Source organism: Caulobacter sp. Root655, from assembly GCF_001427665.1.
Lineage (GTDB): Bacteria > Pseudomonadota > Alphaproteobacteria > Caulobacterales > Caulobacteraceae > Caulobacter.
Window position 1 is genome coordinate 158365 of record NZ_LMHC01000025.1, and the last position, 15331, is coordinate 173695.

At 68.4% G+C, this 15331-nt stretch carries 14 protein-coding genes; 13 read left to right on the forward strand and 1 reads right to left on the reverse strand.

The features are described from left to right. Positions 1–40 precede the first annotated feature (40 nt). Positions 41–655 carry a TetR/AcrR family transcriptional regulator gene (locus ASD79_RS20535; RefSeq protein ID WP_056725092.1) on the reverse strand — a complete coding sequence of 205 codons (615 nt, stop codon included), beginning with the start codon at positions 653–655 and terminating at the stop codon, positions 41–43. Between the two features lie 119 nt (positions 656–774). Between ASD79_RS20535 and ASD79_RS20540 the strand changes: the two genes are divergently transcribed. The 13 genes from ASD79_RS20540 (at position 775) to egtB (ending at position 15293) form a co-directional block, all read left to right on the forward strand. Next, positions 775–1545: a Coq4 family protein gene (locus ASD79_RS20540; protein ID WP_056725094.1), complete on the forward strand. Its 771-nt coding sequence runs from the start codon at positions 775–777 to the stop codon at positions 1543–1545. A gap of 17 nt (positions 1546–1562) precedes the next feature. Then, positions 1563–2420, forward strand: coding sequence for a metal-dependent hydrolase (locus tag ASD79_RS20545; protein ID WP_056725096.1), 858 nt, complete (start codon positions 1563–1565; stop codon positions 2418–2420). Further along, positions 2417–2839, forward strand: a complete 423-nt coding sequence (locus ASD79_RS20550) for a DUF2147 domain-containing protein (protein WP_056725099.1) — start codon at positions 2417–2419, stop codon at positions 2837–2839. Before ASD79_RS20545 ends, ASD79_RS20550 begins: the two co-directional genes overlap by 4 nt. Before the next feature lie 170 nt (positions 2840–3009). Continuing rightward, complete coding sequence (locus ASD79_RS20555) at positions 3010–3951, forward strand: VacJ family lipoprotein (protein WP_056725100.1); 942 nt, start codon at positions 3010–3012, stop codon at positions 3949–3951. Further along, positions 3948–4619, forward strand: coding sequence for a phospholipid-binding protein MlaC (locus tag ASD79_RS20560; protein ID WP_056725103.1), 672 nt, complete (start codon positions 3948–3950; stop codon positions 4617–4619). The genes ASD79_RS20555 and ASD79_RS20560 overlap by 4 nt, the downstream gene beginning before the upstream one ends. 54 nt (positions 4620–4673) lie before the next feature. Continuing rightward, positions 4674–5201, forward strand: a complete 528-nt coding sequence (gene mlaD, locus ASD79_RS20565; protein WP_056725105.1) for an outer membrane lipid asymmetry maintenance protein MlaD — start codon at positions 4674–4676, stop codon at positions 5199–5201. Between the two features lies 1 nt (position 5202). Continuing rightward, positions 5203–6009, forward strand: coding sequence for an ABC transporter permease (locus ASD79_RS20570; protein ID WP_007675480.1), 807 nt, complete (start codon positions 5203–5205; stop codon positions 6007–6009). Then, positions 6006–6797, forward strand: a complete 792-nt coding sequence (locus ASD79_RS20575; protein WP_056725107.1) for an ABC transporter ATP-binding protein — start codon at positions 6006–6008, stop codon at positions 6795–6797. Before ASD79_RS20570 ends, ASD79_RS20575 begins: the two co-directional genes overlap by 4 nt. Continuing rightward, positions 6794–7249: a hypothetical protein gene (locus tag ASD79_RS20580; RefSeq protein WP_056725108.1), complete on the forward strand. Its 456-nt coding sequence runs from the start codon at positions 6794–6796 to the stop codon at positions 7247–7249. The genes ASD79_RS20575 and ASD79_RS20580 overlap by 4 nt, the downstream gene beginning before the upstream one ends. Positions 7250–7380: 131 nt before the next feature. Continuing rightward, on the forward strand, positions 7381–8085 hold the full coding sequence (locus ASD79_RS20585) for a glutathione S-transferase N-terminal domain-containing protein (RefSeq protein ID WP_056725110.1): 705 nt from the start codon (positions 7381–7383) through the stop codon (positions 8083–8085). A 106-nt stretch (positions 8086–8191) separates the two neighbouring features. Beyond that, positions 8192–12547 carry a PAS domain S-box protein gene (locus tag ASD79_RS20590; RefSeq protein ID WP_162252389.1) on the forward strand — a complete coding sequence of 1452 codons (4356 nt, stop codon included), beginning with the start codon at positions 8192–8194 and terminating at the stop codon, positions 12545–12547. A 1-nt stretch (position 12548) separates the two neighbouring features. Next, entirely contained in the window at positions 12549–12971 is a 423-nt protein-coding gene (locus ASD79_RS20595) for a response regulator transcription factor (protein WP_056725113.1), read from the forward strand. A 150-nt stretch (positions 12972–13121) separates the two neighbouring features. Further along, positions 13122–15293: an ergothioneine biosynthesis protein EgtB gene (gene egtB / locus ASD79_RS20600; RefSeq protein ID WP_056725115.1), complete on the forward strand. Its 2172-nt coding sequence runs from the start codon at positions 13122–13124 to the stop codon at positions 15291–15293. Positions 15294–15331: the final 38 nt, after the last annotated feature.

The following is a 15331-nucleotide window of genomic DNA, read 5'->3' on the forward strand; positions in this document are numbered from 1 at the left end:
CAATCAGGCGAGGGGTTCGGCGACCGCCAATCAACCCTGATTAGAGTAGGAAGCTGGGCAGGAGGCGAGCGACGATCTTGCGGCCGCTGTCCTCGTCGCGATCCAACATGTCGCGCAGCGGAGCGCCGATCACCGCGTCGCCGAACGCGCAGAGGGCGATGAACAGCACCGCGGAGGTGATGCGGTTGTGGGTCTGCTCGCCTTCGGCGGAGAACTTCTCGTCGATGGCCTTGACCAGGTCCTGGACGGCGGCCCGCACCGGCTCCAGATGCTGCAGGTCGCCCGAGAGCGCGATCCAGGCGGCGAGCCGCCCGGCGCCGCCGCGGTCGAAGGCGTCGAAGACCGCGTCGACCAGAGCCCGCGGCGCGCCGGCGTCGGAGCGCAGCTGGTTGACCGCCGCGTCGAGGGCGTCGGCCAGGTCGCGGACCATGGATTCCATCAGCGCCGACTGCAGTCCCGCCGCCGACCCGAAGTGATGGATCAGGTTGGCGTGGGTGACGCCGATCTTGTCGCCGACCGCCTTGAGCGTGATCGCCGTCGGGCCGGATTCGATCAGCAACCGCCGGGCGACGACCAGCGCCTCGCGCCGGGCCTCGTCGGGCGCGCGTCGCCGACGCTTCGGGATTTCGACCACGGCTTCATCGCGTATTGACATTAGTGTCACTTACATCTATGTAGATATCGTCGAGCGTCGATATATTCCGCGTTGGACAGCCTCCAGCTCCACCGGAGTCGGTCGCCCTATTGACAGGAAGTTTAGGAGATAGCGTCGCCTTGGCCCAGACCTTTCATGTCGATGTCGAGCGCCGGTCCGCGACGCTTCGTCGCAAGCACGCGATCGACCCGTTGCGGGCCGTGCGCGGCTTTCGCCGCCTGGTGGCCGACAAGGAGGACACCGAGCAGGTTTTCGAGATCATGAGCGCGCTGTCGGGTCGATCGATTCCCAACGGCTACATGCGGCTGCTCGATTCGGAGGAAGGCGGTCGGCAGGCCTATCTGGCCGTCGAGTTCGCCCACCGCCTGGACGATAGAAACTGGCTGGCCAGCTTGCCTGAGGGCAGCGTCGGAGCGGCCTATCGCGACTTTGTCGCCGCGCGCGGCTTCACCGCCCAGGGCCTGGCCGAGGAAAGCCGCAAGGTCGCCGACACCGAGATCGACGCCGCCCATCCCAACGGCTGGTACGCTCGCCGCCTGCGCGACGTCCACGACGTCTGGCACGTGCTGACCGGCTACGGAACCGACGCCCTGGGCGAGGCCTGTGTGGTGGCGTTCTCCCACCCTCAGACCCGCAGCGCGGGTTTCGCCTTCATCGCCGCCGGCGCGGCGCTGGAGTTCGGGAAGCTGGGCAAGGGCCATCCCTACGGCCGCGCCATCTGGCAGGCCTGGCGCCACGGCCGGCGAGCGGCCTGGCTGCCTGGGCTCGACTACGAAGCGCTGCTGGCCCAGCCGCTCGACGCCGCCCGCGCCCGCCTGCGCATCGCCCGCCCCACGCTCTACGAGGCCGTGCCGCAAGAGGCGCGCAACGGCTACCGCTTCGACAATTGACGGTCGGGAGACCTTTGATGACCCAGTCCAGCAAGACCCCGCCCGACCTCACCATCCAGCCGCGCGACATGGCGTTCGGCCGCGACGCGCCCAGCAGGCGCTGGTGGCTGGGCGGGGATCCGGTCGGCACGGCGTTCTACAACGCCCTGTCGGCGACGTTCCCGCTGGGCGAGCGATTCTTCATGGACAGCGTGCGCCGCTACCGCAACGCCGCGCCGGCCAAGCTGAAGGCTCAGATCGCCGGCTTCCTGGCCCAGGAAGCGATGCACACCCGTGAGCACATCTTCTTCAACAAGCAGATCGCCGACCATGGCTTCGATATCGCGGCCATGGAGGACCGGACCCGGGCGCGGCTGGATTTCGCCCGCACCCGTCCGCCGCTGCAGCAATTGGGGGCCACCATCGCCCTCGAGCATTTCACCGCCATCCTGGCGCACGCGCTGCTGGCCGATCCACGCCACCTGGAAGGCGCTTCCGACGAGGCCAGGGCCATGTGGCGCTGGCACGCGATCGAAGAGGTCGAGCACAAGTCGGTGGCCTACGACGTCTACATGGCGGCCGCCGCGTCCCTGCCGGCTCCGCGGCGCTGGACGCTGCGGGTGCTGACCATGGTGGCGGCCACCCATTTGCTGTTCGCGGTGGTCGGTAGCAACATCGCCGACATCTTCACCTCGGACGGCATCAACAATGGCCGCACCTGGCGGCGGCTTTTCCACTTCATGCTGGTGCGACCTGGCATGTTGCGCCAGGTGATGGGCGGCTACTTCGCCTACTTCCTGCCCGGCTTCCATCCATGGCAGCACGACAACCGGGCCTTGGTCAGCGAGGTGGAGCAGACCTTGGCGGCGACCTATGGCGTCGGGGCGCCGGCATGATCGCCGGCCTCGCTCTGGTCGCCGGACTGGCCTCGTCCGCGACCGCGACGTCCGAGGACGTGAAGGGCCTGTGGCGCACCCCGACCGATGGCGGATCGCTGGTGCGGCTGGCGCCCTGTGGCGACGGGATCTGCGGCCGCATCGTCAATTCGCCGCGCCTGCGGATCGCGCCGGACCAAAAGGACGTCCACAACCGTGACGTCGCCCTGCGCGGCCGGGCGTTGCGCGACCTGACCTTCATGAAGGTCAGGTCGACCGGCCCGGGGACCTGGGGCGACGGCTGGGTGTACAATCCGGAAGACGGCGGCACCTATAAGGGCGTCATGGAGCTGAAACCGGATGGGACCCTGCGCCTGACCGGCTGCATCGTGCGGCCGTTCTGCAAGACCCAGATCTGGCGCCGCGCCCAGGCCGACTGAACCGGCGACGCTTCGTCGGCTGATGGCGCGTCGCGACTTGGCGATAGCCGCCCCGATTTGAACCGTCGCGCTGCTTCTGTGCACGGATGACGTTCAGGAAGGGGTCTGGCCCTTGCTTAGCTATCTCAGGCGCCTACATGCCTCCTGCCGGGTTCCGGCGGGAGGCTGGAATGATCGGCGCGTCGGTGAAGCAAGTTTCGAAGGTGTCCATGGTCGAGGTGCGACCCGCGCATGCGCGGCGCCACGCCGGATTGGCGACGACGGCGTTGGGCTTGATCGTCGCGGCCGGCCTCATGGCGGCCGCCTCGTCCACGCTCGCCCAGACCGCCGTCGAGCCCGCCGCCGCGCCTTCGCAGGACACGGCGCCGCTCGTGGACGCCCCCCAAGTCCGGGATCCCGGGCTCGCGGCCTATGATCCGCTCGAAGGGTTCAATCGGGCCAGCTTTGGCGTCAGCATGGGCCTGGACCGCGCGGTCATCGGCCCCATAGCCCACGGCTACACGGCCGTGACGCCCAAGCCTGTCCGCAACCGGGTGAGCTCGGTGATCTACAATCTGGGCGAACCCAGCACGGCGTTGAACGACGTCCTGCAGGGACATCCCAAGCGCTTCGGCGTGACCACCTCGCGCTTCGTGATCAATTCGACCATCGGCCTGTTGGGGCTGTTCGACGTGGCGGCCGGCATGGGCCTGCAGGGGCATGGCGCCGACTTCGGCCAGACCTTCGGACGCTATGGCGTCAAGCCGGGTCCCTATCTCTATGTCCCGGTCATGGGTCCCTTGAGCTTCCGCGAGGGCGTGGGCCGCGCGCTCGACTTCGCGACCGATCCCGTCGGGATCATCGGCGGCGGTTACAAGAGCACCTTCGGGGCGACGCGCCTGGGCGTCGGTGTCGTCGACGTCCGCGCCAGGGCCGACGGCGCCTTCCGGGCGCTGGACGACTCCGTGGATCCTTATGTGACCGCGCGTTCAGCCTATGGGCAGTACCGGGAATCCTTCCTACGCGAGGCCACGGGCGAGGTTCAGGCCTTGCCTGATTTCGACGACGCGCCGTCAACGTCTCCCGAAGTCCCGCCGTCCGTCCCGGCGCCCGGCGCGGGCGAACCCCAATGACCTATCTGGAACCGACCATGATCAACGCCCGCCCCACCCGCCGTTTCACCCAGTTCGCGCTGGTGGCCTTCGTCGGCCTCGGCGCGTTGTCGCAAGCGCGTCCCGCCCTGGCCCAGGCCGCCCGCGACCCCCAGGCCGAGCAGTTCGTGCAGACGCGGGCTCAGCGGGTCATCACGGTCCTGGCCGACAAGAACCAGAGCATCGCCCAGAAGAAGACGACCTTCCACACGGCCATCGACCAACTGGCCGACGTGCCCAAGATCACCAACTTCGTGCTCGGCAAGTATGCGCGAACCATCACGCCCGACCAACGCACGCGGTTCGCGACGGCGTTCCGCGTCTATGCGGAGAACGTGTACCAGAATCGCATCGACGACTATCACGGCGAGAAGCTGACGGTGACCGGCTCCACCGTGCGCAAGCCGGGCGACGTGATCGTCAACACCACGATCTCGGGTGGCCAGGTCGGTCAGCCCCTGCCGGTGTCCTGGCGGGTGCTGGGCGGCGGGTCCTCGTGGAAGGTGGTCGACGTGCAGTTCAAGGGCGTCTGGCTGGCGATCACCCAGCAGCAGGACTTCGTTTCGACGATCGACAACGCCGGCGGCAATATCGACGTACTGATCGCCCAGCTGCAGCGCGACGGCCAACGTTCCGTGGCGCGTAAATAGACAACGACGGAGCCGCCCGATCGGGTGGGCGGTCTTACTGGACTTCGAAAGGATATGGGGTTGCGCGAACAATGGGCCGAGACCCTGATGGGTCTTCTCGTCCTCGTCCTCGCGGCGGGGTTTCTGGTCTACTCGCTGAGCGTCGGCGGCGTGGGGAGCAAGCCGGGCGGCTATGACGTCACGGCCAAGTTCGGTCAGGTCGGATCGCTGGCGCCGGGCGCCGCCGTCAGCGTGGCCGGCGTCAAGGTCGGCACGGTCTCGCAGATCAGCCTGGATCCGAAGACCTTCCTGGCCGTCGCGAAGCTGAGCCTGGACCCGACCGTCAAGCTGCCGTCGGACTCCACCGCCAAGATCACCAGCGACAGCCTGCTGGGCGGGGTGCACGTGGCCATCGCGCCGGGCGGCGCGATCGACGACATCAAGCCGGGCGGCGAGATCGAAAACACCCAGGGCGCGGTCGACCTGTTCGGCCTGATCGGCTCGGTCATGCGGCCCCAAGGCGGCGCGGAAGCGCCGGCCACCGCGCCGGGCGCCGCCGCGCCCGCCGCTTCCGACGCCACCGTGGCTCCGGAAAGCTACTGAGATGACCGCGGCTGACGCGGCGATCCCCGCCGTCTTCAAACCCATTCGCTCCATCGGGCGCTCGACGCTTGGCGCGCTGCGCATGGTGGGCTCGGTCGGCGTCTTCTCGGTGCGCGGCGTGGCCTCGGTGTTCACCCCGCCATGGTTTCCGGGCCAGCTCTGGCGGCAACTGGTCGCCATCGGCTTCTTCTCGCTGCCCGTGGTCGGGCTGACGGCGATCTTCACCGGCGCGGCCCTGGGCCTGAACATCTATACCGGCGGCGGGCGCTTCAACGCCGAGCAGGTGATGCCGCAGATCGTGGCCCTGGGCATCACGCGTGAGCTGGGCCCGGTGCTGGCGGCCCTGATGCTGGCCGGCCGGGTCTCGGCGGCCATCGCCGCCGAGATCGGGGCCATGCGGGCCACCGAGCAGATTGACGCCATGCGCACTCTGTCGACCGACCCGTTCCGCTATCTGGTCGCGCCGCGCCTGCTGGCCGCGACGCTGGTGCTGCCGCTGCTGACCCTGATCGCCGACATCATCGGCGTGGCCGGTGGCTGGTTGGTGGCCGTCCGGATCCTGGACTTCAACTCCAGCGTCTACATCCGCAACACCGCCAACTTCCTGCAGTTCTGGGACGTCGGTTCGGGCCTGATCAAGGCGGCGGTGTTCGGCTTCATCGTCGCGCTGATGGGCTGCTACCACGGCTACAACGCCAAGGGCGGGGCGCGCGGCGTCGGCCGGGCGACCACCCACGCGGTGGTGTCGTCGGCCATCCTGATCTTCGCCTCCGATTACTTCCTCACGACGCTGTTCACCCACACATGACCGACATCGCCAAACTCGAATGGAGAGGCGTCCGCAAACGCTTCGACGACGCGCCGGTGCTGGACGGGCTGGACCTCAGCGTCGCGTCCGGCCGGTCGCTGGTGATCATCGGCGGCTCGGGCCAGGGCAAGTCGGTGACCATCAAGGTGGCCATGGGCCTGGTGCGTCCCGACGCGGGCGAGGTGCTGGTCGATGGCAAGAACCTGATCGGCCCAGGTCTCAAGTGGGGGGGGGGGCGTTCCCGGCGGAACCTGTTTTCGCGCGTCGGCGTCCTGTTCCAGGGCGCGGCGCTGTTCGACAGCCTGACCGTCTGGGAGAACGTCGCCTTCCGCCTGATCAACGCTGACGGGGTGTCACGCAAGGACGCCAAGGCGCGGGCGATCGAAGCCCTGGCGCGCGTGCGCCTGCAGGCCAGCGTCGCCGATTCCCATCCCTCCGAACTGTCCGGCGGGATGCAGAAACGCGTCGGCCTGGCGCGGGCCGTGGTCGCCAATCCCGAGATCCTGTTCTTCGACGAACCGACCACGGGGCTGGACCCGATCACCTCGGCGGCGATCAACGAGCTGATCGTCGACCAGGTACGAGGCCTCGGCTGCACGGCGGTGTCGATCACCCACGACCTGGCCTCGGCCCGGACGATCGGCGACGAGATCGCCATGCTGCATGGCGGCAAGATCGTCTGGCGCGGCGCGCCGGCAGAGCTCGACCGCACGGACAACCCCTATGTCCGCCAGTTCGTCGATGCTCGGGCCGACGGGCCGATGACGAGCGTGGTCCAGGAACGATGACCTATCCCTTGCGCGGGACCGTGTTGCTGGCGGCCCTGGCCTTCGGTTTCTCCAGCGCGGCCCAGGCCCAGGACTATGTACGCGCCGACTGCCGGGGCCAGGTGGCGCCGACCGTCCTGCGCTTCGACTCGCCCGAGCACGTCCGCTGGTACAAGCGCTTCTGGACCGGCGATTGCGACCATCTGCCGTTCTGCATTCCCGGCTCGCCCAACTGGAACGACATCGTCGGCAAGCTGGTGATCCGGGGCGGTCCGGCCGAGCAGGCGGCGCTGCTGCCCAAGGCGTGCCGGCTGGGTCAATTGATCGGCCTGGAATGGTCGCGCGACAAGAAGGTCCGGCGCATCGACACCGGCGACCTGCGCACGTTCAAGGGCATGCTGGAGAAGTCCGGCGACGCCCTGCGCGGCGTCGAACAGGTCGAGGTCTCGACCCGCGCCAAGCTGGCGCGATAGGCCGGACGCCAGCCCACGAATGTTCGCGCCATCGGTCCGGCTCACCTTGTGGCGGCGCTTGGCGGAGCTATCTGACAAGCCAGTAAGCGTCGCGGCCGAGGCCCGGCGACCCCTTCGCTTCGGAGCCGACCATGACCGACCTCTCAGCCTTCGCGATCACCCGGCGCTGGCCCGCCCAGCATCCCGACCGCCTGCAGCTCTACTCCCTGCCGACGCCGAACGGGGTCAAGGTGTCGATCATGCTGGAGGAGATCGGCCTTCCCTATGAGCCGCACTTCATCGACATCGGCCAGAACGAGACCTGGACGCCGGAATTCCTGTCGCTGAACCCCAACGGCAAGATTCCCGCGATCATCGACCCCGACGGCCCCGGCGGCGCGCCGCTGGCCCTGTTCGAGTCCGGCGCGATCCTGGTCTATCTGGCCGAGAAGACCGGCAAGCTGCTGCCGACCGCGCCGGCCGAGCGCTACGAGACCCTGGAATGGGTGTTCTTCCAGATGGCGGCGATCGGGCCGATGTTCGGCCAGGTGGGCTTCTTCCACAAATTCGCCGGCCGCGAGTACGAGGACAAGCGGCCGCTCGAACGCTACGTCGCCGAATCCAAGCGCCTGCTGGGCGTGCTGGAGACCCGGCTGGCCGGTCGCGACTGGATCATGGGCGACGCCTACACCATCGCTGACGTCGCGACCCTGGGCTGGGTGCGCAACCTGATCGGCTTTTACGGCGCGGGCGACCTGGTCGACTACGGCGCCCTGAAGAACGTTCCGGCCTGGCTGGAACGTGGGCTGGTGCGACCAGCCGTCCAGCGCGGATTGGACATTCCCAAGCGACCCTAGGAGCCCAAGCGATCCTAGGGGCGGGCGTTGGCGGCGCGCGCGATTGTCGCAGGCCGCCTTAACCGTTCCGACGTCCTCTTGGGGCACGCTGCCCTGGGAGGTGATGATGAATCACGATGAAGCGCGGCGAATCCGGGAACTCCGGAGCTACGGTGTCCTCGACACCTCGCCGGACATCGCCTTCGATCGTCTGACCCGCCTGGCCAGCGATCTCTTCGACGCGCCTATCGCCCTGGTTTCGCTGATCGACGAGGAGCGGCAGTGGTTCAAGTCGCGCCACGGCCTGGACGCCTGTTCCACGCCGCGGGCGTGGTCGTTCTGCAGCCGGGCGATCGAACTGGGCCCCGACGCGGTGATGGTCGTCGAGGACGCCGTCCTGGACCCCCGCTTCGCCGGCAATCCCCTGGTGGTGGGCGAGGTCGGGATTCGCTTCTACGTCGGCGCGGTGCTGACCTCGCCAAGTGGCTGCAATCTCGGCAGCCTTTGCGTCATCGACACCAAGCCGCGCGAGCGGCCCTCGGACCGGGACCTGGACCGCCTGCGCACCCTGGCCAAGATCGTCGTCGACGAGATGGAACGGCTACGCGTCAACCGCCTGCGGTGGGAACAGACCCGCCTGCTGCAACTGGCCGAAACCATGTCGGGCGTGGGGCATTGGCGCTACGACATGATCAGCGGCGACCTGTTCTGGTCGGGCCGGGTCTACGAAATCCACGGCCATGATCCCTTGAGCCACATTCCGGGCGCCGAGCCCCATCTGAAGGCCTTCCATCCCGACGACCGAGCCATGGTCGAGGCCGAGATGGTGATGGCGATCGAGACCAAGGGATCGTGCAGTCTGCAGGCGCGTCTGGTCCGGGCCGACGGCGAGGTGCGGATCGTTCAATCAAAGGCCGCGTGCGAACTGGACGAGCACGGCGCCGTCGTCGCGCTGATCGGCCTCCTCCAGGACGTCACCGAGCAGGCGCGCGGCCTCGACAGCCTGACGGCCAGCGAAGCGCGCTATCGCCTGCTGGCCGAGAACACCTCCGACGTCATCGTGCGCACCGCCCTGGACGGCACGCTGCTTTACGTATCCCCCGCCTGCCGGACCATGGGCTACGAGCCCGAAGACCTGATCGGGACGCCGGCCACCCGGCTGGTCCATCCCGACGACCTGGATCGGTTCGTGGGCAATTCCGCGCCGCTCTACGCCGGCGAGGCGGTCGATCCGACGGCGGTTCGCCAGCATCGCTACCGGACCGGCGACGGTCGCTGGGTGTGGCTTGAGGGCAATCCGCGGGTCGTGCGCGATGCGGAGGGACGACCGACCGAGATCGTCAACGTCTTCCGCGACGTGACCGAACGCCGGAAGCTTCAGGAACAGGCCGAACGCGCGGCGCGACAGAGCGCCCTGGCCGGGGAGGTCGCGGGCATCGGGTATTGGCGGATCGACGCGGCGACGATGGAGGCGACATGGTCGCCGCACGTCGCGACGATCTATGGTCTTGATTCGAGCGGAGCGCCGCAACTCGAGGACTTCATCCAGGCGGTGCATCCAGACGACCAGTCGGCCTTGCGCGCCCGGCTGAGGTTGGCGATCGACAAGGGCGTCGACTGGAAACTGGCCGTGACCCGCGTCGTGCCGCCGGACGGCCGGCTGCGCTATCTCGAGGGGCACGGACGCTGCGAGCGCGACGAAGCCGGCGCCGTCGTCGCGGTGTTCGGCACGGTGGTCGACATCACCACCCGCATGGAGGCCGAGACAGCCCGCGCCGAGCACGAGGCTCGCTATCGCGCGATGTCGGACCGGGTGCTGCTGGCGACCCAGGCTGGCCAGATCGGCATCTGGGACTGGAACGTCCAGACCAACGCCCTGACCTGGGACGACCGGATGTACGCCCTGTACGGCGTGGAACGGGAGGAGGCGCTGACGGCTGGACGGTTCGTCGCCTGCCTGCATCCGGAGGACCTGGCCGAGGAGCAGGCGCACGCCCGCGCCGCGGTAGAGGGCGACACGCCCTACGACACTGAATTTCGCATCGTGCGTCCTGACGGCGAAGTGCGTTCGATCCGGGCGCTGGCGACGGTGGTGCGCGCGGCGGACGGCGCGCCCCTGCGGATGGTCGGAACCAACTGGGACGTGACCGAGGTCCGAAACCTGGAACTTTCATTGCGGGCCAGCGAGGACCGGGCGCGCAACGTCATCGCCAACGCCCACCAAGCCATCGTTACGGCCGACGAGGACGGCCGGATCACGGGTTGGAACCGCCACGCCGAGCTGACCTTCGGTTGGAGCGCCGACGAGGCGATCGGCGCCGACATGGCGATGATCCTGCCTGACGACCATACCGATATCGCGGCCTTCCTGGGCGGGCGGCTCGGCGGCGATATCGACCAACGGGTCGAGGTGACGGCCCGCCGCAAGGACGGCGCGCAGTTCCCCATCGAATTGGCGGTCAGCGCCGTGCGTGACGCGGCCGGCTGGCAGATGACGGCGCTGATGCACGACATCAGCGAGCGCAAGGCCCAGCTGGCGCTGTTCGAGAACGCCTTCGAGCACGCGGCGATCGGCGAGGCCCTGGTCGGGCTGGACGGCGCGTTTCTGAAGGTCAATCCGACCCTGTGCGACATGCTCGGCTATTCGCGGGAGGAACTGCTCGCCCTCGACTTCCAGGCCATCACCCATCCGGACGATCTGGACGCCGATATGGAACTGGTGGCCAACCTGCATGACGGGCTGATCTCCACCTATCGGATGGACAAGCGCTATTTCCGCAAGGACGGGGCGATCATCTGGGTCCAGCTGGTGGTCTCGCGGGTCGATAATCCGGACGGCTCGCCCCTTCACTACATTTCGCAGATCGAGGACTTCACCGCCCGGCGCGAGGCCGAGGCGGCGCTGAAAGACAGCGAGGCGCGCTATCGGCTGATGGCCGAGAACACCACCGACATGATCCTCACCACCGACCTGTCTGGGGAAATCACCTTCGTCGCCGCGTCCTGCCTGGTGCTCACCGGTCATGCGCCCCACGAGATCATGGGACGTAGCGCCGCCGATCTGGCCTATCCGGAGGAACGGCTGAGCGTGCGCCGGGTCTATCGCAACCTGATCACGGGCGGGCCGGCGGAACGGGTGCGCTGGCGCGTGCTGCACAAGTCGGCCGGTCGGGACGTCTGGCTGGAGTCCAACCCGTCCTTGCTGCGCGACCCGGCTACCGACGCACCGACCGGTTTCCTCGACGTGATCCGCGACGTGACCGACCAGGTCGTTCAGGAAGAGGCCCTGGCGGCGGCGCGCGCCGAGGCCGAAGCCGCCGCGACCATCAAGGGCGAGTTCCTGGCCAATATGAGCCACGAGATCCGCACGCCCCTGACCGCGGTCATCGGCTTTTCGGGCCTGCTTTCACAACGCCCGGAACTGGACGAGCTTTCGCGCCGGTTCGTGCAGCGGGTGTCCAGCGCCGGCCAGGCGCTACTGGCGATCGTCAACGACATCCTGGATTTCTCGAAGCTCGAGGCGGGGCAGGTTGAGATCACGCCGCGAGCGGTCTCGCCCCTGGCGGTCGCCCAGGACGCCCTGGCCCTGTTCACGCCCCAGGCCGACGCCAAGGGCCTGTGGCTGGAATGTGGGGCGGACGGCGAGTTGCCTGACCTGGTGATGATCGACCCCGATCGCGTGCGGCAGGTTCTGTTGAACCTGGTTGGCAACGCGGTGAAGTTCACCGATCAGGGTTCGGTCCGCCTGGGTGTCGCCTACGACCTGGAGGCGCAAATCCTGCGCGTGAGGATCGAAGACACGGGCGTTGGCATGAGCAGCGACCAGCAGACGAAGCTCTTCCAGCGTTTTTCGCAGGTCGACGCCTCGTCGACGCGCAAGCACGGTGGCACGGGCCTTGGCCTTGCGATCTGCAAGGGCCTGACCGAGGCCATGGGGGGCGGCATCTCGGTGGCGAGCGCGCCGGGGGGCGGTTCCGCGTTCGCGTTCCAGATCGCCGCGCCGCTGGTGACGTCGCTCCAACCGGAGGCGGGCGCCGATGACCAAGGAACGATAAGCCTGGATGGCGTCCGTGTCCTGGTCGTCGACGACAACCCCGTGAACCGCGAGCTGGCCCGCGCGGTGCTGGAACAGATGGGCGCCGAGGTCGGCGAGGCGGCCAGCGGGCTGGCGGCGGTCTCCGCCGCCGCGGTAGAGCCTTTCGACTGCATCCTGATGGACCTTCGCATGCCGGGGCTGTCGGGCGAGGGGGCCTTGCAGGAGATTCGCGCGGGGGCGGGGCCCAACCAGGATGTCCCGATCCTGGCCTTCACCGCCGACGCCTTCCCCGACCTTCCGGCCAGCGAGCACGGCTTCGACGGTGTGATCTCCAAGCCGATCGTGGCGCTGGACCTGGTCCGCGCCGTCAGCAACGCCACCACCTGGAGCCACGCGACGGACGAAGAAGCGGCGGACGAGACATCCCGCGACGTGGTCGGCTTCTGACATGCGCCGGACGCGTATTCTCGTGGTCGAGGACGATCCGATCATCCTCGACCTGATCACCACGCGGCTCGACCTGGCGGGCTACGACACCTATTTCGCCCGCGACGGCGTCGAAGGCCTGGCGCGGCTGCACGAGTTGCGGCCCCGCGCGATGGTGCTCGACCTCAACATGCCCCGCCTGGACGGTTTTGGCCTGTTGCGCAAGATGGCGCTGGAGGGCTTGTGCGTACCCACCATGGTCCTGACGGCGCGCAACCAGCCCGACGACGTCAAGCAGGCCATCGCCCTCGGGGCGCGTGATTTCCTGTCCAAGCCGTTCAAGGACGAGCAACTCCTGCAGCGTGTCGGCCGCCTGCTGCGCAAGGCCAGGTCGAAGCCGGCTCCGTCGCCGCCGAAGGCCGATCCCGAGCCCTTCCTCGTCTGAATCGCGCGGGGGGTGGAACGTGGTTTTTCCACCGGCGTTCACTTTTCATTCCCGACGCCGCTTGAATGGCGATGTCGGAACACTCAAGTTGCATATTCGTTGAGCTCACCGGGTGGTCCAAGCCCCCGAGCGAGGCCGCCAGGAGAGCGCATGAGTCCCGACGACACCCCCGCGAGGGAGGCCTCCGAGGCCCGCGTCATCGCCCTGGTCGATCGCTACCTGGCGGTGCGCCGGCGCACCGAGGCCTTGGCCCGACCGCTGTCGCCCGAGGACCAGGGCGCCCAGTCGATGCCGGACGCCAGCCCGGTCAAGTGGCACAGGGCCCACACCGCCTGGTTCTTCGAGACCTTCCTGCTGACGCCGTTCCTGTCCGGCTACCAGGTGTTCGACCCCAGCTTCGGCTACCTGTTCAATTCCTACTACGAGGCCGTCGGACCCCGGCAGCCTCGACCCCAGCGCGGGTTGATCACCCGACCTTCGGCGGAGGAGGTCGGCGCCTATCGGGCCCATGTCGATGCGGCCATGGTTCGCCTGCTGACGACGTCGCCGACCGCCGAGGTCATGGCCCGCCTGGACCTGGGCCTGGCGCACGAGGAGCAGCACCAGGAACTGATCCTGATGGATCTGCTGCACCTCTTCGCCCAGTCGCCGCTGCAGCCGGCCTATCGCGATGACCCGCCCGCGGCGCGTCCTGCCTCCGCCCAGGCGCGGTACCTCGCCTTCGAGGGCGGGCTGGTGGAGATCGGCGACGACGGACCCGGCTTCGCCTTCGACAACGAGCGGCCCCGGCATCGGGTGTTTCTCCAACCCTACCGCCTGGCCGATCGCCTGGTGACCAACAGCGAGTGGCTGGCCTTCATGGACGACGGTGGCTACCGCCGGCCGGAGCTGTGGCTGTCGGACGGCTGGGCGACCGTGGCCGAGGAAGGCTGGGACGCACCGCTCTATTGGCGACGCGAGGAAGGCGCGGCCTGGTCGGTGATGACCCTGTCGGGTCGGCGCCCGGTCGATCCCGAGGCTCCGGTCGGCCACGTCAGCTATTACGAAGCCGCCGCCTTCGCCGCCTGGGCCGGGCGCCGTCTGCCCACCGAGGCCGAATGGGAAGCCGCCGTTCGCGCGCCTGAGGGCCGGGCGCTGGGCCAGGCGATCGGCGAGGCCTGGCAATGGACCGCCAGTCCCTATGTGGCCTATCCCGGCTTCAAGCCCGGGGCGGGCGCCCTGGGCGAGTACAACGGCAAGTTCATGATCAACCAGATGGTTCTGCGCGGCGGCGCGGTGGAAACGCCGCCCGGCCACGCGCGGCCGTCCTATCGCAATTTCTTTCATCCCCGGCAGCGCTGGGCGTTCACGGGGGTCCGCTTGGCCGACGACATGAGTCCGATGGAGCGCGAGACGGCGACGCCTGCCTCGACCTTCCTCGAAGACGCCCTGGCGGGCTTGACCGCCGAGCGCAAGACCCTGCCGGCCAAGTATTTCTATGACGCCGAAGGCTCACGCCTGTTCGAGGCGATCTGCGAGTTGCCGGAATACTATCCCACCCGCACCGAGACCGCGCTGCTGCGGCGGATCGCGCCGGAGATCGCCGCCCGCGTGATGGAAGGCGCGGCCCTGGTCGAGTTCGGCAGCGGGGCCAGCACCAAGACCCGGATCCTGCTGGACGCCATGCCGCAGCTGGCCGTCTACGCGCCGATCGATATCAGCCAGTCGGCGTTGGACGAGGCGAGCGCGGCCATCCGGCGCGACTATCCGGCCTTGATCGTCGCTCCGCTGGTCGATGACTTCACCCACGCCTTCCGGCTGCCGGCTTCGGCGCGCGGCCGTCCCGTGACCGGTTTCTTCCCGGGCTCGACGATCGGCAATTTCGCGCCCGACGACGCCGAGGCCTTCCTGCGCGGCGCCCATGCCTTGCTGGGCGAGGGGGCGATGTTCGTGGTCGGCGTCGATATCGCCAAGAGCCCGGAGGTGCTGGCGCCCGCCTATGACGACGCCCAGGGCGTGACGGCGGCCTTCAACAAGAACGTGTTGGTGCGGATCAACCGAGAACTGGGCGGCGACTTCGATCTCCACGCTTTCGATCACCGGGCGGTGTGGAACGCCGACGAAAGCCGCATGGAGATGCACCTGATCAGCAAGACCGACCAGGTGGCCCACCTGGCGGGGCGGGAAATCCGGCTCAAGGCCGGAGAGACCATTCACACCGAGAACTCGTACAAGTACGCGCCGGAGGCGTTCGTGGAACTGGCCCGTCGCGCGGGCTGGAAGGTCGCGGCGCGCTGGATCAGCGACAGCCCAAGCTTCGGCGTCTTCGCTCTGGCCGGCTGAGGCTGGGCGGAGGTCAGGTCGAGGGCGGCCGCGGCCCA